The organism is Streptomyces sp. NPDC031554, assembly GCF_055580685.1.
In genome coordinates this window covers 1,023,371-1,045,779 of sequence record NZ_JBVIKX010000001.1, presented here as the reverse complement: position 1 = coordinate 1,045,779, position 22,409 = coordinate 1,023,371, and the positions used below count along the sequence as shown (strand labels likewise).

34 protein-coding genes are annotated in these 22,409 nt (G+C 68.5%); 30 read left to right on the top strand and 4 right to left on the bottom strand.

Annotated elements, in window-relative coordinates:
* Positions 1-8 precede the first annotated feature (8 nt).
* The 26 genes from rpsS (at position 9) to truA (ending at position 14,648) form a co-directional block, all read left to right on the top strand.
* Entirely contained in the window at positions 9-290 is a 282-nt protein-coding gene (gene rpsS / locus ACZ5FU_RS04620) for a 30S ribosomal protein S19 (RefSeq protein WP_356560316.1), read from the top strand.
* Positions 291-331: 41 nt separating this feature from the next.
* Entirely contained in the window at positions 332-679 is a 348-nt protein-coding gene (gene rplV, locus ACZ5FU_RS04615) for a 50S ribosomal protein L22 (RefSeq protein ID WP_032926743.1), read from the top strand.
* Positions 679-1,512 carry a 30S ribosomal protein S3 gene (gene rpsC, locus ACZ5FU_RS04610; RefSeq protein WP_366059592.1) on the top strand — a complete coding sequence of 278 codons (834 nt, stop codon included), beginning with the start codon at positions 679-681 and terminating at the stop codon, positions 1,510-1,512. Before rplV ends, rpsC begins: the two co-directional genes overlap by 1 nt.
* Before the next feature lie 5 nt (positions 1,513-1,517).
* Positions 1,518-1,937 (top strand): 50S ribosomal protein L16, encoded by a 420-nt coding sequence (rplP, locus tag ACZ5FU_RS04605; protein ID WP_004927269.1) that lies wholly within the window; start codon positions 1,518-1,520, stop codon positions 1,935-1,937.
* Positions 1,937-2,161, top strand: coding sequence for a 50S ribosomal protein L29 (gene rpmC, locus ACZ5FU_RS04600; RefSeq protein WP_003998824.1), 225 nt, complete (start codon positions 1,937-1,939; stop codon positions 2,159-2,161). The genes rplP and rpmC overlap by 1 nt, the downstream gene beginning before the upstream one ends.
* Positions 2,161-2,448, top strand: a complete 288-nt coding sequence (rpsQ, locus tag ACZ5FU_RS04595; RefSeq protein ID WP_003992363.1) for a 30S ribosomal protein S17 — start codon at positions 2,161-2,163, stop codon at positions 2,446-2,448. The genes rpmC and rpsQ overlap by 1 nt, the downstream gene beginning before the upstream one ends.
* A 134-nt stretch (positions 2,449-2,582) precedes the next feature.
* Positions 2,583-2,951, top strand: a complete 369-nt coding sequence (rplN, locus tag ACZ5FU_RS04590; protein ID WP_003998823.1) for a 50S ribosomal protein L14 — start codon at positions 2,583-2,585, stop codon at positions 2,949-2,951.
* 2 nt (positions 2,952-2,953) lie between these two features.
* Positions 2,954-3,277 carry a 50S ribosomal protein L24 gene (gene rplX, locus ACZ5FU_RS04585; RefSeq protein ID WP_033272457.1) on the top strand — a complete coding sequence of 108 codons (324 nt, stop codon included), beginning with the start codon at positions 2,954-2,956 and terminating at the stop codon, positions 3,275-3,277.
* Complete coding sequence (gene rplE / locus ACZ5FU_RS04580) at positions 3,277-3,834, top strand: 50S ribosomal protein L5 (RefSeq protein ID WP_451526990.1); 558 nt, start codon at positions 3,277-3,279, stop codon at positions 3,832-3,834. The genes rplX and rplE overlap by 1 nt, the downstream gene beginning before the upstream one ends.
* A gap of 5 nt (positions 3,835-3,839) precedes the next feature.
* A complete protein-coding gene (locus ACZ5FU_RS04575) occupies positions 3,840-4,025 on the top strand; it encodes a type Z 30S ribosomal protein S14 (protein WP_003948630.1) in 186 nt (61 codons plus the stop codon).
* A gap of 210 nt (positions 4,026-4,235) precedes the next feature.
* The gene (gene rpsH, locus ACZ5FU_RS04570) at positions 4,236-4,634 is read left to right on the top strand and encodes a 30S ribosomal protein S8 (RefSeq protein WP_073491923.1); all 399 of its coding nucleotides are present in this window, start codon (positions 4,236-4,238) and stop codon (positions 4,632-4,634) included.
* A gap of 24 nt (positions 4,635-4,658) precedes the next feature.
* Positions 4,659-5,198, top strand: coding sequence for a 50S ribosomal protein L6 (rplF, locus tag ACZ5FU_RS04565; protein WP_256916743.1), 540 nt, complete (start codon positions 4,659-4,661; stop codon positions 5,196-5,198).
* A 3-nt stretch (positions 5,199-5,201) separates the two neighbouring features.
* Positions 5,202-5,585 carry a 50S ribosomal protein L18 gene (gene rplR, locus ACZ5FU_RS04560; protein WP_398097245.1) on the top strand — a complete coding sequence of 128 codons (384 nt, stop codon included), beginning with the start codon at positions 5,202-5,204 and terminating at the stop codon, positions 5,583-5,585.
* Between the two features lie 43 nt (positions 5,586-5,628).
* The gene (rpsE, locus tag ACZ5FU_RS04555) at positions 5,629-6,237 is read left to right on the top strand and encodes a 30S ribosomal protein S5 (protein ID WP_013001409.1); all 609 of its coding nucleotides are present in this window, start codon (positions 5,629-5,631) and stop codon (positions 6,235-6,237) included.
* Entirely contained in the window at positions 6,237-6,419 is a 183-nt protein-coding gene (gene rpmD, locus ACZ5FU_RS04550) for a 50S ribosomal protein L30 (RefSeq protein ID WP_030788246.1), read from the top strand. Before rpsE ends, rpmD begins: the two co-directional genes overlap by 1 nt.
* A gap of 2 nt (positions 6,420-6,421) precedes the next feature.
* Positions 6,422-6,877: a 50S ribosomal protein L15 gene (gene rplO, locus ACZ5FU_RS04545; RefSeq protein WP_003974249.1), complete on the top strand. Its 456-nt coding sequence runs from the start codon at positions 6,422-6,424 to the stop codon at positions 6,875-6,877.
* A 245-nt stretch (positions 6,878-7,122) separates the two neighbouring features.
* Positions 7,123-8,436 carry a preprotein translocase subunit SecY gene (gene secY / locus ACZ5FU_RS04540; protein WP_451526989.1) on the top strand — a complete coding sequence of 438 codons (1,314 nt, stop codon included), beginning with the start codon at positions 7,123-7,125 and terminating at the stop codon, positions 8,434-8,436.
* The gene (locus tag ACZ5FU_RS04535; protein WP_451526988.1) at positions 8,436-9,098 is read left to right on the top strand and encodes an adenylate kinase; all 663 of its coding nucleotides are present in this window, start codon (positions 8,436-8,438) and stop codon (positions 9,096-9,098) included. The genes secY and ACZ5FU_RS04535 overlap by 1 nt, the downstream gene beginning before the upstream one ends.
* A gap of 103 nt (positions 9,099-9,201) precedes the next feature.
* Complete coding sequence (gene map, locus ACZ5FU_RS04530) at positions 9,202-10,038, top strand: type I methionyl aminopeptidase (RefSeq protein ID WP_469044413.1); 837 nt, start codon at positions 9,202-9,204, stop codon at positions 10,036-10,038.
* 262 nt (positions 10,039-10,300) lie between these two features.
* Positions 10,301-10,522 carry a translation initiation factor IF-1 gene (infA, locus tag ACZ5FU_RS04525; protein ID WP_004927214.1) on the top strand — a complete coding sequence of 74 codons (222 nt, stop codon included), beginning with the start codon at positions 10,301-10,303 and terminating at the stop codon, positions 10,520-10,522.
* Between the two features lie 68 nt (positions 10,523-10,590).
* A complete protein-coding gene (rpmJ, locus tag ACZ5FU_RS04520) occupies positions 10,591-10,704 on the top strand; it encodes a 50S ribosomal protein L36 (protein WP_003998809.1) in 114 nt (37 codons plus the stop codon).
* A 214-nt stretch (positions 10,705-10,918) separates the two neighbouring features.
* On the top strand, positions 10,919-11,299 hold the full coding sequence (gene rpsM, locus ACZ5FU_RS04515; RefSeq protein ID WP_307164922.1) for a 30S ribosomal protein S13: 381 nt from the start codon (positions 10,919-10,921) through the stop codon (positions 11,297-11,299).
* A 64-nt stretch (positions 11,300-11,363) separates the two neighbouring features.
* A complete protein-coding gene (gene rpsK / locus ACZ5FU_RS04510) occupies positions 11,364-11,768 on the top strand; it encodes a 30S ribosomal protein S11 (protein ID WP_010354218.1) in 405 nt (134 codons plus the stop codon).
* A 223-nt stretch (positions 11,769-11,991) separates the two neighbouring features.
* Positions 11,992-13,014, top strand: coding sequence for a DNA-directed RNA polymerase subunit alpha (locus ACZ5FU_RS04505; RefSeq protein WP_003966937.1), 1,023 nt, complete (start codon positions 11,992-11,994; stop codon positions 13,012-13,014).
* A 181-nt stretch (positions 13,015-13,195) separates the two neighbouring features.
* Positions 13,196-13,720, top strand: coding sequence for a 50S ribosomal protein L17 (gene rplQ / locus ACZ5FU_RS04500; protein ID WP_451526986.1), 525 nt, complete (start codon positions 13,196-13,198; stop codon positions 13,718-13,720).
* A 73-nt stretch (positions 13,721-13,793) separates the two neighbouring features.
* Positions 13,794-14,648, top strand: coding sequence for a tRNA pseudouridine(38-40) synthase TruA (truA, locus tag ACZ5FU_RS04495; RefSeq protein ID WP_451526985.1), 855 nt, complete (start codon positions 13,794-13,796; stop codon positions 14,646-14,648).
* A gap of 19 nt (positions 14,649-14,667) precedes the next feature.
* Here truA and ACZ5FU_RS04490 read toward each other — a convergent pair whose 3' ends face one another.
* Positions 14,668-15,546 carry a hypothetical protein gene (locus ACZ5FU_RS04490; protein WP_451526984.1) on the bottom strand — a complete coding sequence of 293 codons (879 nt, stop codon included), beginning with the start codon at positions 15,544-15,546 and terminating at the stop codon, positions 14,668-14,670.
* A 74-nt stretch (positions 15,547-15,620) separates the two neighbouring features.
* On the opposite strand from ACZ5FU_RS04490, the gene ACZ5FU_RS04485 reads away from it, so the two are divergent.
* The 4 genes from ACZ5FU_RS04485 to glmM all read left to right on the top strand — a co-directional run bounded on the left by ACZ5FU_RS04485 (position 15,621) and on the right by glmM (position 19,685).
* Positions 15,621-16,826 (top strand): glycosyltransferase 87 family protein, encoded by a 1,206-nt coding sequence (locus ACZ5FU_RS04485; RefSeq protein ID WP_468643102.1) that lies wholly within the window; start codon positions 15,621-15,623, stop codon positions 16,824-16,826.
* Positions 16,827-17,069: 243 nt separating this feature from the next.
* The gene (gene rplM / locus ACZ5FU_RS04480) at positions 17,070-17,513 is read left to right on the top strand and encodes a 50S ribosomal protein L13 (RefSeq protein ID WP_189718044.1); all 444 of its coding nucleotides are present in this window, start codon (positions 17,070-17,072) and stop codon (positions 17,511-17,513) included.
* Between the two features lie 44 nt (positions 17,514-17,557).
* A complete protein-coding gene (rpsI, locus tag ACZ5FU_RS04475) occupies positions 17,558-18,070 on the top strand; it encodes a 30S ribosomal protein S9 (protein WP_133914859.1) in 513 nt (170 codons plus the stop codon).
* A gap of 256 nt (positions 18,071-18,326) precedes the next feature.
* On the top strand, positions 18,327-19,685 hold the full coding sequence (gene glmM, locus ACZ5FU_RS04470; protein WP_451526982.1) for a phosphoglucosamine mutase: 1,359 nt from the start codon (positions 18,327-18,329) through the stop codon (positions 19,683-19,685).
* Positions 19,686-19,762: 77 nt separating this feature from the next.
* Here the strand turns inward: glmM and ACZ5FU_RS04465 are convergent, their stop codons facing one another.
* The 3 genes from ACZ5FU_RS04465 to ACZ5FU_RS04455 all read right to left on the bottom strand — a co-directional run bounded on the left by ACZ5FU_RS04465 (position 19,763) and on the right by ACZ5FU_RS04455 (position 22,294).
* Positions 19,763-20,731, bottom strand: coding sequence for a DUF389 domain-containing protein (locus tag ACZ5FU_RS04465; RefSeq protein WP_451526981.1), 969 nt, complete (start codon positions 20,729-20,731; stop codon positions 19,763-19,765).
* Between the two features lie 48 nt (positions 20,732-20,779).
* Positions 20,780-21,769: a type I pantothenate kinase gene (coaA, locus tag ACZ5FU_RS04460; RefSeq protein ID WP_469044409.1), complete on the bottom strand. Its 990-nt coding sequence runs from the start codon at positions 21,767-21,769 to the stop codon at positions 20,780-20,782.
* 150 nt (positions 21,770-21,919) lie between these two features.
* Complete coding sequence (locus ACZ5FU_RS04455) at positions 21,920-22,294, bottom strand: hypothetical protein (protein ID WP_451526979.1); 375 nt, start codon at positions 22,292-22,294, stop codon at positions 21,920-21,922.
* Positions 22,295-22,409: the final 115 nt, after the last annotated feature.

The following is a 22,409-nucleotide window of genomic DNA, read 5'->3' as shown; positions in this document are numbered from 1 at the left end:
GGGTTTAGATGCCGCGCAGTCTCAAGAAGGGGCCCTTCGTCGACGACCACCTGATCAAGAAGGTGGACGTACAGAACGAGGCAGGCACCAAGAACGTCATCAAGACCTGGTCCCGTCGCTCGATGATCACCCCCAGCATGCTGGGTCACACGATCGCGGTGCACAACGGCAAGACCCACATTCCGGTGTTTGTCACCGAGTCGATGGTCGGCCACAAGCTCGGCGAGTTCTCGCCGACGCGCACCTTCCGGGGTCACGTCAAGGACGACCGGAAGTCGAAGCGCCGCTAACGCGGGGTGGAATGACCATGACAGACACTGGAAGGACAACCATGGAAGCCAGGGCCCAGGCGCGGTACATCCGCGTCACGCCCATGAAGGCCCGCCGCGTGGTGGACCTTATCCGTGGCATGGATGCCACGGAGGCTCAGGCGGTCCTGCGTTTCGCCCCGCAGGCCGCGAGCGTGCCGGTCGGCAAGGTGCTGGACAGCGCCATCGCCAACGCCGCGCACAACTACGACCACACTGACGCCGGCAGCCTCTTCATCTCCGAGGCGTACGTCGACGAGGGCCCGACCCTGAAGCGGTTCCGTCCGCGTGCCCAGGGCCGCGCCTACCGGATCCGCAAGCGGACCAGCCACATCACCGTGGTCGTCAGCAGCAAGGAAGGGACCCGGTAATGGGCCAGAAGGTTAACCCGCATGGGTTCCGGCTCGGCATCACCACGGACTTCAAGTCCCGTTGGTACGCCGACAAGCTGTACAAGGACTACGTCAAGGAAGACGTCGCCATCCGTCGGATGATGACGTCCGGCATGGAGCGCGCCGGCATCTCGAAGGTGGAGATCGAGCGCACCCGTGACCGCGTGCGTGTGGACATCCACACCGCTCGTCCGGGCATCGTCATCGGCCGCCGTGGCGCCGAGGCCGACCGCATCCGCGGCGACCTCGAGAAGCTCACGGGCAAGCAGGTCCAGCTGAACATCCTCGAGGTCAAGAACCCCGAGACGGATGCCCAGCTGGTCGCCCAGGCCGTCGCCGAGCAGCTCTCCTCCCGCGTCTCCTTCCGCCGCGCCATGCGTAAGAGCATGCAGTCGGCGATGAAGGCCGGCGCCAAGGGCATCAAGATCCAGTGCGGTGGCCGCCTCGGCGGCGCCGAGATGTCCCGCTCGGAGTTCTACCGCGAGGGCCGTGTGCCCCTGCACACGCTCCGCGCGAACGTGGACTACGGCTTCTTCGAGGCCAAGACGACCTTCGGCCGCATCGGCGTGAAGGTCTGGATCTACAAGGGCGACGTCAAGAACATCGCCGAGGTCCGTGCCGAGAACGCCGCTGCCCGCGCCGGCAACCGCCCGGCCCGTGGCGGCGGCGGCGCCGACCGCCCGGCCCGTGGTGGCCGCGGTGGCGGTGGCGAGCGGCGCGGTCGCAAGCCGCAGCAGGCTGCCGGTGCCGAGGCCCCCAAGGCCGAGGCCCCCGCCGCCGCTCCGGCTGAGAGCACCGGAACGGAGGCCTGACCGACATGCTGATCCCCCGTAGGGTCAAGCACCGCAAGCAGCACCACCCGAAGCGCCGCGGTCAGGCCAAGGGTGGTACGACGGTCGCGTTCGGCGAGTACGGCATCCAGGCCCTCACGCCGGCGTACGTGACCAACCGCCAGATCGAGGCGGCTCGTATCGCGATGACCCGCCACATCAAGCGTGGCGGCAAGGTCTGGATCAACATCTACCCGGACCGCCCGCTCACGAAGAAGCCTGCCGAGACCCGCATGGGTTCCGGTAAGGGTTCGCCGGAGTGGTGGATCGCGAACGTGCACCCGGGTCGGGTCATGTTCGAGCTGTCCTACCCCAACGAGAAGATCGCCCGTGAGGCCCTCACTCGCGCAGCCCACAAGCTGCCGATGAAGTGCCGGATCGTCAAGCGCGAGGCAGGTGAAGCGTGATGTCGGCCGGTACCAAGGCGTCCGAGCTGCGCGAACTGGGTGACGAGGAGCTTCTCGCGAAGCTCCGCGAAGCCAAGGAAGAGCTGTTCAACCTCCGCTTCCAGGCGGCGACCGGTCAGCTCGAGAACCACGGTCGGCTGAAGGCCGTCCGCAAGGACATCGCGCGGATCTACACCCTGATGCGTGAGCGCGAGCTGGGCATCGAGACGGTGGAGAGCGCCTGATGAGTGAGAGCAACGTGACTGAGCAGACTGCAGAGGCCCGCGGCTTCCGCAAGACCCGCGAGGGTCTCGTCGTCAGCGACAAGATGGACAAGACCGTCGTCGTCGCCGTCGAGGACCGCGTCAAGCACGCGCTGTACGGCAAGGTCATCCGCCGTACCAACAAGCTCAAGGCCCACGACGAGCAGAACGCTGCGGGCGTCGGCGACCGCGTCCTCCTCATGGAGACGCGTCCGCTGTCCGCGACGAAGCGCTGGCGCGTCGTCGAGATCCTCGAGAAGGCCAAGTAGGTAGTTCCCGCAAGGGAATTCCCACCAGTACGCCTGCGGGCAACCCCGCAGGACAGTTCCGCCAGGCTCGGCAGGGGCTCACCTCGTGACGAGGCGGCCCCTGCCGGGAACCGGCAGACAAACAGGAGATAGACGTGATCCAGCAGGAGTCGCGACTGCGTGTCGCCGACAACACTGGTGCGAAGGAGATCCTTTGCATCCGTGTGCTCGGTGGCTCCGGTCGCCGCTACGCGGGCATCGGTGACGTCATCGTCGCCACCGTCAAGGACGCGATCCCCGGTGGCAACGTGAAGAAGGGTGACGTCGTCAAGGCGGTCATCGTTCGCACCGTCAAGGAGCGCCGCCGTCCGGACGGCTCGTACATCCGCTTCGACGAGAACGCCGCCGTCATTCTGAAGAACGACGGCGACCCTCGCGGCACCCGTATCTTCGGCCCCGTCGGCCGTGAGCTGCGCGAGAAGAAGTTCATGAAGATCATCTCGCTCGCGCCGGAGGTGCTGTAAGCATGAAGATCAAGAAGGGCGACCTGGTCCAGGTCATCACCGGTAAGGACAAGGGCAAGCAGGGCAAGGTCATCGCGGCCTTCCCCCGCGAGGACCGCGTCCTGGTCGAGGGTGTCAACCGGGTCAAGAAGCACACCAAGGCCGGCCCGACCGCCAGCGGTTCCCAGGCCGGCGGCATCGTGACCACCGAGGCCCCGATCCACGTGTCCAACGTTCAGCTGGTCGTGGAGAAGGACGGCAACAAGGTCGTCACGCGTGTCGGTTACCGCTTCGACGACGAGGGCAACAAGATCCGCGTTGCCAAGCGGACGGGTGAGGACATCTGATGGCTACCACCACCACTCCGCGTCTCAAGACGAAGTACCGCGAGGAGATCGCGGGCAAGCTGCGTGAAGAGTTCCAGTACGAGAACGTCATGCAGATCCCCGGCCTCGTCAAGATCGTGGTCAACATGGGTGTGGGCGACGCCGCCCGCGACTCCAAGCTGATCGAGGGCGCCATCCGCGACCTCACCACGATCACCGGTCAGAAGCCGGCCGTCACCAAGGCCCGCAAGTCCATCGCGCAGTTCAAGCTGCGTGAGGGTCAGCCGATCGGTGCTCACGTCACGCTCCGTGGCGACCGCATGTGGGAGTTCCTGGACCGCACCCTGTCGCTGGCGCTTCCGCGCATCCGCGACTTCCGCGGCCTGTCCCCCAAGCAGTTCGACGGCCGTGGCAACTACACCTTCGGTCTCACGGAGCAGGTCATGTTCCACGAGATCGACCAGGACAAGATCGACCGCGTCCGGGGTATGGACATCACCGTGGTCACCACGGCGACCAACGACGCTGAGGGCCGCGCGCTCCTTCGTCACCTCGGCTTCCCCTTCAAGGAGGCGTGAGCGAGATGGCGAAGAAGGCTCTGATTGCCAAGGCTGCTCGTAAGCCCAAGTTCGGAGTACGCGGCTACACGCGCTGCCAGCGCTGCGGCCGTCCGCACTCCGTGTACCGCAAGTTCGGCCTCTGCCGCGTGTGCCTTCGTGAGATGGCTCACCGTGGCGAGCTGCCGGGCGTGACCAAGAGCTCCTGGTAATCCCCGTACTTCGGGATTCCTGAGCTCTCGGTAAGTAAAGGGCAGTGTCAGGTGCCCGTCCCTCCATGCCGTAGGCTGGGAGGGTTGGGCGCCTGACGCCCGTACGACTTACTACGCCGTAGGTCCACCGCGCCGCACCCGTCCCGTCTCGGATCGGGGAGAGGGATGGCGCACCAGGAAACCCCGGCGAGAGAGGCCACAGGCCAACTCATGACCATGACTGATCCGATCGCAGACATGCTGACGCGTCTGCGGAACGCGAACTCGGCGTACCACGACTCCGTGACGATGCCGGCATCGAAGATCAAGTCTCACATCGCGGAGATCCTCCAGCAGGAGGGCTTCATCACGGGCTGGAAGATCGAGGACGCCGAGGTGGGCAAGAACCTCACCCTCGAGCTGAAGTTCGGTCCCAACCGTGAGCGCTCCATCGCGGGCATCAAGCGGATCTCCAAGCCCGGTCTCCGGGTTTACGCGAAGTCCACCTCCCTGCCCAAGGTGCTGGGCGGCCTCGGCGTGGCGATCATCTCCACGTCGCACGGTCTCCTCACCGACAAGCAGGCCGGCAAGAAGGGCGTAGGCGGAGAAGTTCTCGCCTACGTCTGGTAGCGGAAGGGAACGGAGGAAACAGCTATGTCGCGCATTGGCAAGCTCCCCATCACGGTTCCCGCCGGCGTGGACGTCACCATCGACGGCCAGACGGTCTCGGTCAAGGGCCCCAAGGGCTCGCTGACCCACACCGTCGTTTCGCCGATCGAGATCGCCAAGGGTGAGGACGGCGTTCTGAACGTCACCCGCCCCAACGACGAGCGTCAGAGCAAGGCCCTGCACGGCCTGTCCCGCACGCTGGTGGCGAACATGATCACCGGCGTGACCCAGGGTTACGTGAAGAAGCTCGAGATCAGTGGTGTCGGTTACCGCGTGACCGCGAAGGGTTCGAACCTCGAGTTCGCGCTCGGTTACAGCCACCCGATCACCGTCGAGGCGCCCGAGGGCATCACCTTCAAGGTGGAGACCCCGACCCGCTTCCAGGTCGAGGGCATCGACAAGCAGAAGGTCGGCGAGGTTGCGGCCAACATCCGCAAGCTGCGCAAGCCCGACCCGTACAAGGCCAAGGGTGTCAAGTACGAGGGCGAAGTCATCCGCCGCAAGGTCGGAAAGGCGGGTAAGTAAGCCATGGCATACGGGCAGAAGATCCTGAAGGGCGACGCCTACAAGCGCGCCGCGATCAAGCGCCGTCACATCCGGATCCGCAAGCGGATCGCCGGTACGTCGGAGCGCCCGCGTCTGGTCGTGACTCGCTCCAACCGCCACATCGTGGCGCAGGTGATCGACGACCTGAAGGGCCACACCCTGGCTTCGGCGTCCACGCTGGACACGTCGATCCGCGGTGGCGAGGGCGACAAGTCGGCCCAGGCCAAGCAGGTCGGCGCCCTGGTCGCCGAGCGTGCCAAGGCCGCCGGTGTCGAGGCCGTCGTTTTCGACCGTGGTGGTAACCAGTACGCCGGGCGCATTGCCGCTCTGGCGGACGCAGCCCGCGAGGCCGGACTCAAGTTCTGAGTCCTGGTTCCGTAGCTAGCGGAGACAGAGAGAGGTAATTCCAATGGCTGGACCCCAGCGCCGCGGTGGCGGTGCCGGTGGCGGCGAGCGGCGGGACCGGAAGGGCCGTGACGGCGGCGCAGCTGCCGCCGAGAAGACCGCGTACGTTGAGCGCGTCGTCGCGATCAACCGCGTCGCCAAGGTAGTGAAGGGTGGTCGTCGCTTCAGCTTCACCGCGCTGGTCGTGGTGGGCGATGGTGACGGCACCGTCGGTGTCGGTTACGGCAAGGCCAAGGAGGTGCCGGCCGCCATCGCCAAGGGTGTGGAGGAGGCCAAGAAGCACTTCTTCAAGGTCCCCCGTATCCAGGGCACCATCCCGCACCCGATCACGGGTGAGAAGGCGGCGGGCGTCGTCCTGCTCAAGCCGGCGTCCCCCGGTACCGGCGTCATCGCCGGTGGCCCGGTGCGTGCCGTGCTCGAGTGCGCCGGCGTTCACGACATCCTGTCGAAGTCGCTCGGTTCGTCGAACGCGATCAACATCGTGCACGCGACCGTGGAGGCCCTGAAGGGCCTGCAGCGTCCCGAGGAGATCGCGGCCCGCCGTGGTCTGCCCCTCGAGGACGTCGCGCCCGCGGCTCTGCTCCGTGCGCGTGCCGGGGCTGGTGCTGCGTAATGGCCCAGCTCAAGATCACGCAGACGAAGTCGTACATCGGCAGCAAGCAGAACCACCGTGACACCCTGCGTTCGCTCGGGCTCAAGCGCCTGAACGACGTGGTCGTCAAGGAGGACCGCCCCGAGTTCCGCGGCATGGTGCACACCGTCCGCCACCTCGTGACGGTCGAGGAGGTCGACTGATCATGGCGGAGAACAACCCGCTCAAGATCCACAACCTCCGTCCCGCCCCGGGCGCCAAGACCGCCAAGACCCGTGTGGGTCGTGGTGAGGCGTCGAAGGGTAAGACGGCCGGTCGTGGTACCAAGGGCACGAAGGCCCGCTACCAGGTTCCGGAGCGCTTCGAGGGTGGGCAGATGCCCCTCCACATGCGTCTTCCGAAGCTCAAGGGCTTCAAGAACCCGTTCAAGACCGAGTTCCAGGTCGTGAACCTCGACAAGCTGGCGGCGCTGTACCCGGAGGGTGGCGAGGTCACCGTCGAGGGTCTCGTCGCCAAGGGTGCCGTTCGCAAGAACAGCCTCGTCAAGGTGCTCGGCCAGGGCGAGATCTCCGTGGCGCTGCAGGTGACGGTCGACGCCGTCTCCGGCTCCGCCAAGGAGAAGATCACCGCCGCCGGCGGTACCGTCACCGAGCTCGTCTGACTCCATCAGGCGTCTCGATGACTTGAGCGATCCCGACCGGGGATACCCCACAAATGGGGTATCCCCGGTCGGTCGTTCCTAGGGTGGCAGGGTCGCCGGTAAGGTGGCCTGCACTGCCCTCTTTCACAAGGTGCCTCCGATGGGGCACCTTGGGCGGCAGTCGACCGTTACACATGTCGTCGTTCTTATTGGAACCTCAACACCGTCACCCTTGACGCAGACGCGCGGGGGTCGCAGGAGGCACCGTGCTCACCGCGTTCGCCCGGGCGTTCAAGACGCCCGACCTGCGCAAGAAGCTGCTCTTCACGCTCGGCATCATCGTGGTCTACCGGGTCGGCACCCATGTCCCGATCCCGGGTGTCGACTACAAGAGCGTCCAGATCTGCGTGGACGAGGCATCCGGCAACCAGGGCCTCTTCGGTCTCGTCAACATGTTCAGCGGCGGCGCGCTGCTGCAGATCACGATCTTCGCGCTGGGCATCATGCCGTACATCACGGCGAGCATCATCCTTCAGCTGCTGACCGTGGTGATCCCGCGTCTGGAAGCGCTCAAGAAGGAGGGCCAGTCCGGTACGGCGAAGATCACCCAGTACACCCGGTACCTCACCGTGGCGCTCGCCATCCTCCAGGGCACCGGCCTGGTGGCCACCGCCCGCAGCGGTGCGCTCTTCTCGGGCTGCTCGGTCGCCGGCCAGATCGTCCCGGACCGCGCGATCTTCAGCACCATCACGATGGTCATCTGCATGACGGCCGGTACGGCCATGGTCATGTGGCTCGGTGAGCTGATCACCGACCGCGGCATCGGCAACGGCATGTCGATCCTGATGTTCATCTCGATCGCCGCCACCTTCCCCTCCGCGCTGTGGGCCATCAAGAAGCAGGGCACGCTGGCCGACGGCTGGATCGAGTTCGGCACGGTCATCCTCGTCGGCCTGGTCATGGTCGGCCTGGTGGTCTTCGTCGAGCAGGCCCAGCGCCGCATCCCCGTGCAGTACGCGAAGCGCATGATCGGCCGTCGCTCCTACGGCGGCACGTCGACGTACATCCCGCTGAAGGTGAACCAGGCCGGTGTGATCCCGGTCATCTTCGCCTCGTCGCTGCTCTACATCCCGGCGCTGATCGTGCAGTTCTCCAACTCGCAGGCGGGCTGGGCGACCTGGATCACGCAGAACCTGGCGGACACGGCGGCGCCCGCGCACATCACCCTCTACTTCTTCCTGATCGTCTTCTTCGCCTTCTTCTACGTGGCCATCTCCTTCAACCCCGAGGAAGTCGCCGACAACATGAAGAAGTATGGTGGCTTCATCCCGGGCATCCGGGCTGGCCGACCGACCGCTGAGTACCTCAGCTACGTACTCAACCGGATCACCTGGCCGGGTTCGCTGTATCTGGGGCTCATCGCTCTCGTGCCGACGATGGCGTTGGCTGGTTTCGGGGCAAACCAGAACTTCCCGTTCGGTGGCACCAGCATCCTGATCATCGTGGGTGTGGGCCTCGAGACGGTGAAGCAGATCGAGAGCCAGCTTCAGCAGCGCAATTACGAAGGGTTCCTCCGCTGATGCGTATCGTCCTCGTCGGGCCGCCGGGCGCCGGTAAGGGAACGCAGGCCACTCGCCTAGCCGAGAAGCTGCGCGTACCTCACATCTCCACGGGCGACCTGTTCCGCGCCAACATCAGCCAGCAGACGGAGCTCGGGAAGCTCGCGAAGTCCTACATGGACGCCGGCAACCTCGTCCCCGACGAGGTCACCATCGCCATGGCGAAGGACCGCATGGAACAGCCGGACGCCGAGCGCGGCTTCCTGCTCGACGGTTTCCCGCGCAACGTCTCGCAGGCCGAGGCGCTGGACGAGCTGCTCACCACCGAGGGCATCGAGCTGGACGCGGTACTGGACCTGGAGGCTCCCGAGGAGGAGGTCGTCAAGCGGATCGCCGGCCGGCGCATCTGCCGCAACGACTCCTCGCACGTCTTCCACGTGACGTACAAGAAGCCGTCGAAGGACGGTGTCTGCGACGTCTGCGGCGGGGAGCTGTACCAGCGCGACGACGACTCCGAGGACACCGTCCGCACGCGGCTGGAGGTCTACCACACGCAGACCGAGCCGATCATCGACTACTACAAGGCGCAGGGCCTGGTCGTGACGATCGAGGCCATGGGCCCGGTCGACGAGGTCACCGGCCGTGCGCTGACGGCACTGAAGCGCGAGGACGACGGCCAGTAGGCTCCGTCCCGGTACGGCCGTGGAGTCCTCCGGGACGCCACGGCCGTACTGTTGTGTACATATGTCATCGACCGACCTGAGTGACGGAGAGCGCAGGCCCCCCATGGTGCAGATCAAGAGCCCCGAGCAGATCGCCAAGATGCGTGCGGCGGGCCTGGTCGTCGCCGCCGTCCACGCGGCGACGCGGGAAGCGGCGGTGCCGGGGGCGACCACGAGGGACCTCGACCAGGTCGCCCGCAAGGTCCTGGCCGAGCACGGCGCGAAGTCGAACTTCCTCGGCTACGGCGGCTTCCCCGCGACCATCTGCACCTCGGTGAACGACGTCGTCGTCCACGGCATCCCCTCCGACGAGGTCGTCCTCAAGGACGGGGACGTCATCTCCGTCGACTGCGGGGCGATCGTCGACGGCTGGCACGGCGACGCCGCCTACACCGCCTTCGTCGGCTCCGGCCACGCCCCGGAGCTGATCGAGCTCTCCCGGGTGACCGAGGAGTCGATGTGGGCCGGCATCGCGGCGATGAGGCAGGGCAACCGGCTGGTGGACGTGTCGCGGGCCATCGAGACGTACATCCGCCGCCAGCCCAAGCCGGGCGGCGGCCGCTACGGGATCATCGAGGACTACGGCGGCCACGGCATCGGCACCGAGATGCACATGGACCCGCACCTGCTGAACTACGTCGACCGCAAGCGGGGCAAGGGGCCCAAGCTGGTTCCCGGCCTCTGCCTGGCCATCGAGCCGATGGTGTCGCTGGGGACGCCGCGGACCGAGGTCCTCGCGGACGACTGGACCGTCATCACCACGGACGGGACCTGGTCGTCGCACTGGGAGCACTCGGTGGCGCTGACCGAGCAGGGGCCGCTGGTGCTGACCGCCGTGGACGGCGGGAAGGCCAAGCTCGCCGAGCACGGGGTCGTCGCCGCGCCGGACCCGCTGGGCTGACGGCGTCGGGCGGGGGCTCGAGGTGTCTCGCCCCCGCCGCCCCCGCCCCGTCCCCGGGCCGCTCCTGGTACCGGGGACCTCTTGTGGACCTTCTCGGACGGACCGCTTAAGGATCTCCTCGGACGGGCAGACTTCCCCGATTCGTGTTTCCGGGTGCGCTGACGTAGACTGACTCGTCGGCTCTTGTGCACCCGCATGTCTGTATGCGCCCGTAAGGGAAAGCCCAGGAGTCGATCAAGGTAGTCGATTCGAAGGGCGAAGCGTGGCCAAGAAGCAAGGTGCCATCGAGATCGAGGGCACTGTCGTCGAGTCTCTTCCGAACGCCATGTTCAGGGTCGAGCTCCAGAACGGCCACCAGGTCCTGGCACACATCAGCGGCAAGATGCGCATGCACTACATCCGCATCCTCCCTGACGACCGGGTCGTGGTGGAGCTGTCTCCGTACGACCTGACGCGTGGCCGGATCGTCTACCGGTACAAGTAGATCTTGCCCAGGCCCCGTGCGTTCCCGCCCGGGGTGGCCGGCAACTGACCCGGAGAACCTCACATCCCATGAAGGTCAAGCCGAGCGTCAAGAAGATCTGCGACAAGTGCAGGGTGATCCGCCGTCACGGTCGGGTCATGGTCATCTGCGAGAACCCGCGCCACAAGCAGCGCCAGGGCTGATCGCACACAGATCGCACCCTCTGCATCACGCAGAATCTTCGCGCGACGCGAGCTGAATTGTTCATACGCAGAACCCAGACCTGTGGTCTGACACCCCCGGTTCGGAGGCCGGGGACCCAGTCCGTACCAAGTCTTCCCAGGGATTCCCGGGAGGAGGACGGCGGCTGGGGGGCGGTTCTGCGGAAGACCTCCGAAGATCACCAGGAGCCATTGAATGGCACGCGTTTCCGGTGTTGACATCCCGCGCGAAAAGCGCGTGGAGGTCGCCCTCACCTACGTGTTCGGCATCGGCCGGACCCTGTCCCAGGAGACGCTGGCTGCGACCGGCGTCGACCCCAACACCCGCGTTCGCGACCTCTCCGAGGAGCAGCTCGTCGCGATCCGCGAGTACGTGGACGCCAACATCAAGACCGAGGGTGACCTCCGTCGCGAGATCCAGGCCGACATCCGCCGCAAGGTCGAGATCGGCAGCTACCAGGGTCTCCGTCACCGTCGTGGTCTGCCCGTCCGCGGTCAGCGCACCAGCACGAACGCCCGTACCCGCAAGGGCCCGCGTCGCGCCATCGCCGGCAAGAAGAAGCCGGGCAAGAAGTAGTCCTCAGCGGACGCTCACCAGCGGTCTTCGCTGTAGGACCGACCACCTCCCGTAGGAGTAATAGATGCCCCCCAAGGGTCGTCAGGGCGCTGCCAAGAAGGTGCGCCGCAAGGAAAAGAAGAACGTCGCGCACGGCCAGGCGCACATCAAGAGCACGTTCAACAACACGATCGTGTCCATCACGGACCCGGCCGGAAACGTGATCTCGTGGGCCTCCGCCGGCCACGTCGGCTTCAAGGGCTCGCGCAAGTCCACGCCGTTCGCCGCGCAGATGGCCGCCGAGTCGGCCGCCCGTCGCGCGCAGGAGCACGGCATGCGCAAGGTCGACGTCTTCGTCAAGGGCCCGGGCGCCGGTCGTGAGACCGCCATCCGTTCCCTGCAGGCCACGGGCCTCGAGGTCGGCTCCATCCAGGACGTCACCCCGACCCCGCACAACGGCTGCCGTCCGCCCAAGCGCCGCCGCGTCTGACGCACGGGCTCACGGCGACTCGGCCGTCGGCCGGGGGTGTGGGGGTCGCCCCCCACATGCCGCGGCACGGCTGCCGTCCGCCCAAGCGCCGCCGCGTCTGACGCACGGTCGCTTGCCGGACTGAGGTTCTCGGGCGGTACGGCTCATTCGAGCCGTGTCGCCCGTACCCTTGTCTCACATCAGGGCGTCAAATAGCGGGCGCCCCTGACAGAAGGAACGCACCATGCTGATTGCTCAGCGTCCCTCGTTGACCGAAGAGGTCGTCGACGAGTTCCGCTCCCGGTTCGTGATCGAGCCGCTGGAGCCGGGCTTCGGCTACACCCTCGGCAACTCCCTCCGCCGGACCCTCCTGTCCTCGATCCCGGGTGCGGCGGTCACGTCCATCCGCATCGACGGCGTGCTGCACGAGTTCACCACCGTGCCGGGCGTCAAGGAGGACGTCACCGACCTGATCCTCAACATCAAGCAGCTGGTCGTCTCCTCGGAGCACGACGAGCCGGTCGTGATGTACCTGCGCAAGCAGGGCCCGGGTCTGGTCACCGCCGCCGACATCGCGCCCCCGGCCGGTGTCGAGGTGCACAACCCCGACCTCGTCCTCGCCACGCTCAACGGCAAGGGCAAGCTGGAGATGGAGCTGACCGTCGAGCGCGGTCGCGGCTACGTCTCCGCCGTGCAGAACAAGCAGGTCGGTCAGGAGATCGGGCGCATCCCGGTCGACTCGATCTACTCGCCGGTCCTCAAGGTCACGTACAAGGTCGAGGCGACGCGTGTCGAGCAGCGCACCGACTTCGACAAGCTGATCGTCGACGTCGAGACCAAGCAGGCGATGCGTCCGCGTGACGCCATGGCCTCCGCGGGCAAGACGCTGGTCGAGCTGTTCGGTCTCGCCCGCGAGCTGAACATCGACGCCGAGGGCATCGACATGGGTCCGTCCCCCACGGACGCCGCCCTCGCCGCCGATCTCGCCCTGCCGATCGAGGAGCTGGAGCTCACCGTTCGGTCGTACAACTGCCTCAAGCGTGAGGGCATCCACTCCGTGGGTGAGCTCGTCGCCCGCTCCGAGGCCGACCTGCTCGACATCCGCAACTTCGGTGCGAAGTCGATCGACGAGGTCAAGGCGAAGCTGGCCGGCATGGGCCTGGCCCTCAAGGACAGCCCGCCCGGATTCGACCCGACCGCCGCGGCGGACGCCTTCGGCGCCGATGACGACGCGGACGCGGGCTTCGTCGAGACCGAGCAGTACTAAGAGCTCGGGCCTGCGGGTCCGTACCCGGGCGCGGGTGCGTTGTGCTTGATCGCGCAGTTCCCCGCGCCCCCTCCGGCAGCGCCCCTTCGGGGCTGCTTCCGGATCTCCGACAGACGACCGTCTGCTCGGATACTGACCCCGGTACCTGATACGGCCGGGGCAGACACTGAGGAGAAAGACCATGCCGAAGCCCACCAAGGGTGCCCGTCTGGGCGGCAGTGCCGCGCACGAGAAGATGCTTCTGGCGAACCTCGCCAAGCAGCTGTTCGAGCACGGCCGCATCACCACCACCGAGGCGAAGGCCCGCCGTCTGCGGCCCTACGCCGAGCGTCTGGTCACCAAGGCGAAGAAGGGCGACCTTCACAACCGTCGCCAGGTGCTCCAGGTCATCTCGGACAAGGGCATCGTGCACACGCTCTTCACCGAGATCGGTCCGCGCTACGAGAACCGCCCGGGTGGCTACACCCGCATCACCAAGATCGGTAACCGCCGCGGCGACAACGCGCCCATGGCCGTCATCGAGCTGGTCGAGGCGCTGACCGTGGCGCAGCAGGCGACCGGTGAGGCCGAGGCCGCGACGAAGCGCGCGGTCAAGGAAGACACCCTGAAGAAGGACGAGGCCGTCGAGGCCAAGTCCGACGAGGTCGTCGAGGACGCCGCCGAGGCCAAGGCCGAGGACGCGTCCGAGGAGTCGAAGGACGCCTGAGGCTTCTGCCTTGCGTCGAGCGGGTCCGCCCTTCGGGGCGGGCCCGCTCTCGCGTTGTTGAGAGGATCCAGGAGTGAGTGACGAAGTACAGCCCGGGTTCGTACGGGTGCGGCTGGACCTGTCCTACGACGGGACGGAGTTCTCCGGCTGGGCCAAGCAGGCCGGCGGGCGGCGGACCGTGCAGGGCGAGATCGAGGACGCCCTGCGGACCGTCACGCGGTCCGGGGAGACGTACGAGCTGACCGTGGCCGGGCGCACGGACGCCGGTGTGCACGCGCGGGGGCAGGTCGCGCACGTCGACCTGCCGGGCGAGGTCTGGGCGGAGCACCACGCCAAGCTGCTCAAGCGGCTCGCCGGCCGGCTCCCCAGGGACGTCCGGGTGTGGGCGCTGCGGGAGGCGCCCGCCGGGTTCAACGCACGGTTCTCGGCCGTCTGGCGGCGCTACGCCTACCGGGTCACCGACAACCCCGGCGGGGTGGACCCGCTGCTGCGCGGTCACGTCCTCTGGCACGACTGGCCCCTCGACGTCGACGCCATGAACGAGGCCGCCGGGCGGCTGCTCGGGGAGCACGACTTCGCGGCCTACTGCAAACGGCGGGAGGGGGCGACCACGATCCGCACGCTCCAGGAGCTGAGCCTGGCGCGCGGCGGGGACGGGATCGTCACGGCGACCGTGCGGGCCGACGCCTTCTGCCACAACATGGTGCGCTCGCTGATCGGGGCGCTGCTGTTCGTGGGGGACGGGCACCGGGGCCCGGAGTGGCCGGGCAAGGTGCTGGCCGCGGGCGTACGGGACTCGGCGGTGCACGTCGTACGGCCGCACGGGCTGACGCTGGAGGAGGTCGGCTATCCGGCCGACGAACTGCTGGCCGCGCGCAGCAAGGAGGCGCGCAACCGGCGGACGCTGCCCGGGGCCGGGTGCTGCTGACCCGTCCCCGGGGGAGGGGTCACTGGTTCGCCGCCGCCGACGCCTGGGTCTCGCCGCGGCGGCGGATCTGCTGGAACGCGAACTCCGCGAGGCCGTCCCCGGCGGCGAAGACCTGGGTGTCCTTCGTCGTCACGTCCTTGCCGTCGGTGAAGCCCGCGATCGTGAAGTAGGCGTACCGGCCGTAGGAGTTGGTCGTCGAGCGGCAGATCGCGCCGGCGCAGAAGGACTTGGCGCCGGTGCCGGGCAGCGCCTTGATGATGCTGTTCTTGTCGGCCTGGCCCTTGGCCTTGAGCGCCTGGGCCTCGGTGTCGAAGACGGCGACCCCGACGGTCGCCGCGACACCGTCCTTGACGTAGGTCACGCGCATGAGGCGGGTGCAGCCGTTGGCGGTCAGCACCTTGGGCAGGGTGCCCGCGGCGGCGGTGACGCAGTTGGTGGTGTCGGCCTTCGCGGCCTTCTGGTGGACGGCCGAGCCCATCGTCAGCTGCCTGCCCGGGAACATGATGTCCGGGCCGTTGGGCGCGCCGTCCTTGGCCTTGCTGGAGACGAACTCCTTCGGGTCCAGCGGCGGCGGCGCGCTGGTCGGTGCGAAGGACGGCGTCGCGGACGCGCTCGGCAGGTCGGCGGTGGCGGGCAGCGAGGAGGCCGGCCGGCCGGACGCCTCGTCACTGCCGTTCGCCGACACCACGGCCATGGCCACGGCGGTGCCGACGCCGAGCGTCGCGAGCACGCCCCCGCCTATCAGCAGCAGCCGACGGCGTTTGTTGCGCGTCTCCGACGCCTCGGCGAGCGCGGCCCAGTCCGGCGAAGGGTCCGCGGCGCCGCTGGTCCACGGCTGCTCGGAGTTCGGTTTCCAGGGATCCCACTGGGACTGAGGTCCCCCCTGCCCATAGCTCATGCGCCGCATCTTAGACGGGGTGAGAGGTGTGCTGTTCCGCCCCAACGGGCTCCGCTGCCCCTAGCGTTCGGGGAATGAGTACGGGCAAAGGTGACATCTCGGGGTGGTTGGTGCGGCGTTCTCCCTGGCCGCCGTGGCTGGGACTGGTGGCGGTGCTGGGCGCGCTGACCGGGCATGTGGCGCGGGCCACCCCGGACGGCGGTATGGACAACGCGATCGTCGTCCGGGCGGCGCGCGCCTGGCTGGAGGGGCGCTCCCCGTACGACGACCCGCACTTCCTGTACCTGCCGGGGGCGGTGCTCGCCGCCGTGCCGCAGGCGCTGCTGCCGCCGGAGGTGCTGCGGGTGCTGGTGCCGGCGGTGGTCACGGCCTGTCTGGTGGGCGGCTGGGCGTGTGCGCTGCGGCTGCACCGGGTGCCGCTGGACAGCCGGCTCGCGGTGCTCGGGCTGATCGCGCTCGCGGCCGGGTTCGCGCCCTTCGGGCACCTGGTGCGGCTGGGCAACTGGACGGCGACGGCGGTCCTGGCCCTGCCGCTGGGGCTGCTGCTGGCGAGCCGGGGCCGGTGGACGGCGGCGGGCGCGGTGCTCGGCACGGCCCTGGCGCTGAAGCCGCTGCTGGCCCCGCTGGCCCTGCTGCTGCTGTTCGCGGGCCGCTGGAGGGCACTCGCCGTCATGGCCGCGGTCCCGGCGCTGCTCTCCGGCGCGTGCGCCCTGCTGCTGCCCGACCCGGCCGGGTTCCTCACCCGGACCCTGCCCTTCCTCCTGCACGGCCAGGACGCCTTCGTGCGGCTCTACGAGGCCTCCTGGGGGGCCGTGCTGCCGCGGCTGGGGGTGCCGGCGCCGGTGGCCCGGGCGCTCGCGCTGGCCGCCTGCGCGGCGGGGCTGGCCGCTGCGTACCGGCGCTGGGGCCGGGCCGACCCCGGCCCGCTGCGGCTCTCCGAGACCGCGGCGGGGCTGATGCTGTCGGTGTTCCTCGTCTCACGGCCGTCGTACGACCACTACCTGCTCGTCGTGGTGCCGCTGCTGCTGGCCGGGCTGCCGCATCCGGGCTCGGTGGCGCGCGGACCGTGGTTCTGGCTGGCGATGGTCCCGCAGCTGCCTGGCCTGACCTGGCCTTATCTGGAGACGGTGCAGCGCCGGGCCTTCCGGGACGCGGTGACGCTGGGGGTCCTGGCCGTGACGGTGGCCTGCCGGTGCGGCCGGCGTCCGCGGGCGTCCGGGCCGCGGGGCGCGGTCCCGCGGGCGGCGGCTCCCGGGAACGATCACCTTTACACTGGATGAGGAGAAGCAGCGACACCGACGGCCGCCCGCCTCGTTTTGACCCGGTCGAGCCACCGAAGGTATCCTGCATCTTCGTTGTGTATTGGCTTGCTCATTCTCACGGGACGGGCCCTTACACCGGTCCACCGGGCCGATGACCAGCGACCTGCACGCGGTATGCGTCACCGCAGTGCGGTCAGGGCTGTCGTGATCGTCTTCGGTGACCTTGTCAGGACCACTCACTCGAAGCGAAGGCTACGAACCGTGCGTACGTACAGCCCCAAGCCCGGCGATGTGACGCGCCAGTGGCACGTCATCGACGCTCAGGACATCGTCCTGGGTCGTCTCGCCAGCACCGCCGCCTCCATCCTGCGCGGCAAGCACAAGCCGATCTACGCCCCTCACGTCGACACCGGTGACTTCGTCATCATCATCAACGCCGACAAGGTGCACCTGTCCGGCAACAAGCGGACCCAGAAGATGGCGTACCGCCACTCCGGCTACCCGGGTGGTCTGCGCTCCGTCCGTTACGACGAGCTGCTGGACAAGAACCCCGAGAAGGCCATCGAGAAGGCCGTCAAGGGCATGCTCCCGAAGAACACGCTGGGCCGTCAGATGCTCTCGAAGCTGAAGGTCTACAAGGGTGACCAGCACCCGCACGGCGCGCAGCAGCCGCAGCCGTTCGAGATCACCCAGGTCGCGCAGTAACACCGGCCAGACCAAACCGAGCCAAGAGAATCTGAGGAATCACCGTGGCCGAGACCACTGCCGAGCAGCCGCTCGAAGAGCTTGACATCGACAGCTACACCACCGAGTCCGAGGTGCCCGTCGAGGGCGAGTACACCTCCGAGTCGCTGGCCTCCCGCTTCGGCGACCCGCAGCCGGCCGCCGGCCTGGGCCGTCGCAAGAACGCCATCGCCCGCGTCCGGATCGTCCCGGGCTCCGGCAAGTGGAAGATCAACGGTCGCACCCTCGAGGACTACTTCCCGAACAAGGTGCACCAGCAGGAAGTCAACGAGCCGTTCAAGGTCCTCGAGCTCGAGGGTCGTTACGACGTCATCGCCCGCATCGCCGGTGGCGGTGTCTCCGGCCAGGCCGGTGCGCTCCGTCTCGGTGTCGCCCGCGCGCTGAACGAGGCCGACGTCGACAACAACCGCGGCCCGCTGAAGAAGGCCGGCTTCCTCACGCGTGACGACCGTGCGGTCGAGCGCAAGAAGGCCGGTCTCAAGAAGGCCCGCAAGGCCCCGCAGTACAGCAAGCGTTAAGCTTCGCTGCCTGCTCGTACGGGCTGCGGGCCGACCGGCCCGCCCCTCCGTACTCCGAACGCCCCGGCGGCACGCCACAGTGCCGTCGGGGCGTTCGTTTTCTCTCAGCTGTAGGCGTATAACGGCACAAGGTGTTCAAAGGCTTGTGTGATCGGATGTTCAGGGCATTGCATGCCTGAACGCGGGAGCCGCCGCTGATCCCTCGACGCGCCGCACGGCTTTCGACTTCGACAACGACGCTTCCTCAGGAGGACAAGTGGGACGACTCTTCGGCACGGACGGCGTGCGCGGTGTCGCCAACGTGGATCTCACGGCCGAGATGGCGCTGGGCCTCTCCGTCGCGGCGGCGCACGTGCTGGCCGAGGCGGGCACCTTCGCGGGTCACCGCCCGGTGGCGGTCGTCGGACGGGATCCGCGTGCCTCCGGGGAGTTCCTCGAAGCGGCCGTCGTGGCCGGTCTGGCCAGTGCGGGCGTCGACGTCCTGCGGGTCGGCGTGCTGCCGACGCCCGCGGTCGCCTACCTCACCGGCTCGCTCGGCGCCGACCTCGGCGTGATGCTCTCCGCCAGCCACAACGCCATGCCCGACAACGGCATCAAGTTCTTCGCCCGCGGCGGCCACAAGCTCGCCGACGAGCTGGAGAACCGGATCGAGACGGTCTACGACGAGCACCGCACCGGCGCCCCCTGGGACCGTCCGACCGGAGCCGGCGTCGGCCGGGTGCGCTCGTACGACGAGGGGTTCGACCGGTACGTCGCCCACCTGATCGCCGTACTGCCCAACCGGCTCGACGGGCTGAGGATCGTCCTGGACGAGGCGCACGGAGCCGCCGCCCGTGTCTCGCCCGAGGCCTTCACGCGGGCCGGCGCCGAGGTCGTCACGATCGGTGCCGAGCCGGACGGCCTCAACATCAACGACGGCTGCGGCTCCACCCACCTGGACAAGCTGAAGGCCGCCGTCGTCGAGCACGGGGCCGCGTTCGGCATCGCGCACGACGGTGACGCCGACCGCTGCCTGGCCGTGGACCACACCGGCGAGGAGATCGACGGGGACCAGATCCTCGCCGTGCTCGCGCTCGCGATGAGGGAGCGGGGCGTCCTGCGCTCGGACACCGTCGTCGCGACCGTCATGTCCAACCTCGGCTTCAAGATGGCGATGGAGCGCGAGGGCATCTCGCTCGTGCAGGCCGCCGTGGGCGACCGGTACGTGCTGGAGGAGATGAAGCAGCACGGGTACGCGCTCGGCGGTGAGCAGTCCGGGCACGTGATCATCCTCGACCACGCGACCACCGGCGACGGCACCCTGACCGGGCTGATGCTGGCGGCGCGGGTCGTCGAGAGCGGACGGACGCTCCGGGAGCTGGCGTCCGTCATGGAGCGACTGCCGCAGGTGCTGGTCAACGTGCCCGACGTGGACCGGTCCCGGGTCGGCAGTTCCGCGGACCTCGCGGCCGCGGTCGGCGAGGCGGAGCGGGAGCTGGGCGCCACCGGACGGGTGCTGCTGCGGCCCTCCGGTACCGAGCCGCTGGTGCGGGTCATGGTGGAGGCGGCCGACATCGACCAGGCCCGCTCCGTCGCGGGGCGGCTGGCCGACGCCGTGAAGTCGGCGCTCGGTTAGGACCTCCCGTTCGGATCACGCCGGGCTCGCGAGGTCCGACCTGATCCCGACGAGGGACCTCAGGGCTTGGGCGGGGCCTACTTCGTCCCGGCTGCCCTGGCTCTCGGGCGGGACGTCGCCTGGCGCCTCCTCGCGAGCGACCAGAGCCATTTCTGCACCAGCAGGGTCAGGATCCCCGCCAGGACGATGCCCAGCAGGTTCAGCAGGAGCTGCTCCGAGGAGCGCAGGGCCTGGTGGGTGTCGCCGTAGATCACGGCCACGGCCGCGTTGGCGGCGGCCGGGACGGTGGTGACCGAGATGGCGACGCCGACCAGGGCGCCCGACTTCGCCGAGGTGAGGGAGAGGGTGCCGGCGGCGCCGGCGAGGACCGCCACCACGAAGGAGAACCAGTCCGGGGCGTAGACGAACCCGGTGTTCGGACGGTCGCCCTCCAGTTGGCCCTTGGTGAACAGGCCCACGGCGTCCATGAAGAGGCTGAAGCCCGCGGTCACCGCCATGGCCGCGGCGAAGCCCACCAGCAGGGCGACCAGGGAACGCAGGGCCAGGCGCGGCGCGCGCTGCACGGCCGCCGTGCAGATGCCGGCCAGGGGGCCGAACTCCGGGCCGACCGCCATCGCGCCCACGATCAGGATCGCGTTGTCCAGCACCACACCGCAGGCCGCGATCATCGTCGCCAGGGTGATGAAGGCGACGTAGGTGACCGAGAGGGTCGACTCCTCGTGGGTCGCCTCGACCAGGTGCTCCCACAGGACCGCGTCGGCGGCCTCGCCCGGGGCTTCCGCCTCGGCCCGGTCGGCACGCCGGGACAGAGACAGGTCGATGCTCTCGGCGGCGATCGAACCGGTGTCCTCCAGGCCCAGTTCCTGCAGCGCGGTGAGGAGTTGGTCGCCCGCCTCGCGCGCCACGTCGCACATGACGACGTCGCCCTCGGGGTCGCGGGCGGCGCCCGGCAGGACCACCAGGTGGGTGGCGCCGACCGTGTTCTCGATCAGGCGGACCGCGTCGTCGGTGCGGTCGGGCGGGGTGATCAGGCGCAGGTGCAGCATGGCGCCCTTTCTAACAGGCCCGGACCACGGCCCGTCCACGGGCCCGGATCAGAGCTTGCGCAGGCTCAGCCGTTGCACCTTGTGGTCCGGTCCCTTGCGCAGGACGAGGGCCGCGCGGCCGCGGGTGGGGGCGATGTTCTCCACCAGGTTGGGCTTGTTGATGGTGCGCCACATCGTGCGGGCGTAGTCGAGGGCCTCGTCCTCGGAGACCTGGGTGTACTTCCGGAAGTACGAGTGCGGGTCCTGGAAGGCGGTCGCGCGCAGCTTGCGGAAGCGGTTGAGGTACCAGCGCTCGATGTCCTCGACGCGGGCGTCGACGTAGACGCTGAAGTCGAAGTAGTCGGCGAGACCGACGCGGGTGCGGCCGTCCTTGCCGGGGAGCGCGGGCTGGAGGACGTTCAGGCCCTCGACGATGAGGATGTCGGGGCGGCGGACCGTCAGGCGCCGGTCGGGCACGATGTCGTAGATCAGGTGGGAGTAGACGGGGGCGCTGACCTCGTTCTTCCCGGCCTTGATGTCGGCGACGAACCGGGTGAGGGCGCGGCGGTCGTACGACTCGGGGAAACCTTTCCGCGACATCAGGCCGCGGGCCTCCAGCTCCTTGGTGGGCAGCAGGAAGCCGTCGGTGGTGACCAGCTCGACGCGGGGGTGTTCCGGCCAGCGGGAGAGGAGGGCCCGCAGGAGGCGGGCGACCGTGGACTTGCCCACCGCCACCGAGCCGGCGACCCCTATGACGAACGGGGTGCCGGACTGGGAGCCCTGTTCGCCGAGGAAGGTGTTCAGCGCCGAGCGCAGGCCGTCGGTGGCGCCCACGTACAGGTTCAGCAGCCGGGACAGCGGGAGGTAGATGTCACGGACCTCGTCGAGATCGATGACGTCGCCGAGGCCGCGCAGCTGCTCGACCTCCTCGGCCGTGAGGGGCTGCGGCGTCTTGTCGCGCAGCGCGCTCCACTCGGAACGGGTGAGGTCGACGTAGGGAGTCGCCTCCGGCCTGGGCCGGTGGGCGCTCCGCGGTGTCGAGGAGGCCGAAGAGATCACAGTCCATTGTTAACGGAGTTCGAACAGGATGGCGGGTGGGATCCGTCACCCCGGCGCGGTGCCCGTGTCCTCCTCCGGAGGGGGACACGGGCACCGGGCTGCTCAGCGGCTCACCCACCGGTCCGGTGGTTCACCCGTGGGACCGGCGGCTCACTCGTTGAACCACTCGGACCACACGCAGCCGCCGCCGTTCCAGCAGACGCGCATCTGGTAGCTGGCCAGCTGGCCGACGTTGTAGCCCTTCTTGTCGCAGCCGGAGTCGCCGCCGTCGTCGACGGTCGTGGCCACCGAGACCAGGCCGCTGGCGTTGCGGACGAACAGGGTGCCCGAGACGCCGTAGCCGTCGGCCTTGGTGTCGCAGACCTGGAAGACGTCGCCGTCGTCGATGAACTTCATGTAGCCGCGACCGCTCGGCAGGTTGATGGTCTTGTCGCTGGCGGCCTGGGCCGGAGCGGACAGGGAGACGGCCAGGGCGGCGGCGGCCGCGCCGACCATGGCGACGCGGGTGATCGTGGACTTGATCATCGGATTCCTCTCTTCTGGGGGCGCGCGAAGGCCCCGGGCGTGACGGAACGAGGTCGTCGTGCCGGAGGGGTGACAGTGATCAGGGGGAAGGCGCTTCGCCTCGGGCCCACGCCCC

Bases quoted from the DNA above. Each gene is read 5' to 3' on its own strand.
- rplX (WP_033272457.1), top strand. From the start codon at position 2,954: ATGAAGATCAAGAAGGGCGACCTGGTCCAGGTCATCACCGGTAAGGAC.
- ACZ5FU_RS04490 (WP_451526984.1), bottom strand. From the start codon at position 15,546: ATGAGCTATGGGCAGGGGGGACCTCAGTCCCAGTGGGATCCCTGGAAA.
- rplR (WP_398097245.1), top strand. From the start codon at position 5,202: ATGGCATACGGGCAGAAGATCCTGAAGGGCGACGCCTACAAGCGCGCC.
- rplF (WP_256916743.1), top strand. From the start codon at position 4,659: ATGTCGCGCATTGGCAAGCTCCCCATCACGGTTCCCGCCGGCGTGGAC.
- rpsK (WP_010354218.1), top strand. From the start codon at position 11,364: ATGCCCCCCAAGGGTCGTCAGGGCGCTGCCAAGAAGGTGCGCCGCAAG.
- rplV (WP_032926743.1), top strand. From the start codon at position 332: ATGGAAGCCAGGGCCCAGGCGCGGTACATCCGCGTCACGCCCATGAAG.
- rplP (WP_004927269.1), top strand. From the start codon at position 1,518: ATGCTGATCCCCCGTAGGGTCAAGCACCGCAAGCAGCACCACCCGAAG.
- ACZ5FU_RS04485 (WP_468643102.1), top strand. From the start codon at position 15,621: ATGAGTACGGGCAAAGGTGACATCTCGGGGTGGTTGGTGCGGCGTTCT.
- rplO (WP_003974249.1), top strand. From the start codon at position 6,422: ATGGCGGAGAACAACCCGCTCAAGATCCACAACCTCCGTCCCGCCCCG.
- ACZ5FU_RS04455 (WP_451526979.1), bottom strand. From the start codon at position 22,294: ATGATCAAGTCCACGATCACCCGCGTCGCCATGGTCGGCGCGGCCGCC.
- rplE (WP_451526990.1), top strand. From the start codon at position 3,277: ATGGCTACCACCACCACTCCGCGTCTCAAGACGAAGTACCGCGAGGAG.
- rplQ (WP_451526986.1), top strand. From the start codon at position 13,196: ATGCCGAAGCCCACCAAGGGTGCCCGTCTGGGCGGCAGTGCCGCGCAC.
- rpmD (WP_030788246.1), top strand. From the start codon at position 6,237: ATGGCCCAGCTCAAGATCACGCAGACGAAGTCGTACATCGGCAGCAAG.
- rpmJ (WP_003998809.1), top strand. From the start codon at position 10,591: ATGAAGGTCAAGCCGAGCGTCAAGAAGATCTGCGACAAGTGCAGGGTG.
- ACZ5FU_RS04575 (WP_003948630.1), top strand. From the start codon at position 3,840: ATGGCGAAGAAGGCTCTGATTGCCAAGGCTGCTCGTAAGCCCAAGTTC.
- ACZ5FU_RS04505 (WP_003966937.1), top strand. From the start codon at position 11,992: ATGCTGATTGCTCAGCGTCCCTCGTTGACCGAAGAGGTCGTCGACGAG.
- rpsQ (WP_003992363.1), top strand. From the start codon at position 2,161: ATGAGTGAGAGCAACGTGACTGAGCAGACTGCAGAGGCCCGCGGCTTC.
- rpsH (WP_073491923.1), top strand. From the start codon at position 4,236: ATGACCATGACTGATCCGATCGCAGACATGCTGACGCGTCTGCGGAAC.
- ACZ5FU_RS04465 (WP_451526981.1), bottom strand. From the start codon at position 20,731: ATGCTGCACCTGCGCCTGATCACCCCGCCCGACCGCACCGACGACGCG.
- rpsS (WP_356560316.1), top strand. From the start codon at position 9: ATGCCGCGCAGTCTCAAGAAGGGGCCCTTCGTCGACGACCACCTGATC.
- rpsE (WP_013001409.1), top strand. From the start codon at position 5,629: ATGGCTGGACCCCAGCGCCGCGGTGGCGGTGCCGGTGGCGGCGAGCGG.
- map (WP_469044413.1), top strand. From the start codon at position 9,202: ATGGTGCAGATCAAGAGCCCCGAGCAGATCGCCAAGATGCGTGCGGCG.
- ACZ5FU_RS04535 (WP_451526988.1), top strand. From the start codon at position 8,436: ATGCGTATCGTCCTCGTCGGGCCGCCGGGCGCCGGTAAGGGAACGCAG.
- rpsC (WP_366059592.1), top strand. From the start codon at position 679: ATGGGCCAGAAGGTTAACCCGCATGGGTTCCGGCTCGGCATCACCACG.
- rpmC (WP_003998824.1), top strand. From the start codon at position 1,937: ATGTCGGCCGGTACCAAGGCGTCCGAGCTGCGCGAACTGGGTGACGAG.
- rpsM (WP_307164922.1), top strand. From the start codon at position 10,919: ATGGCACGCGTTTCCGGTGTTGACATCCCGCGCGAAAAGCGCGTGGAG.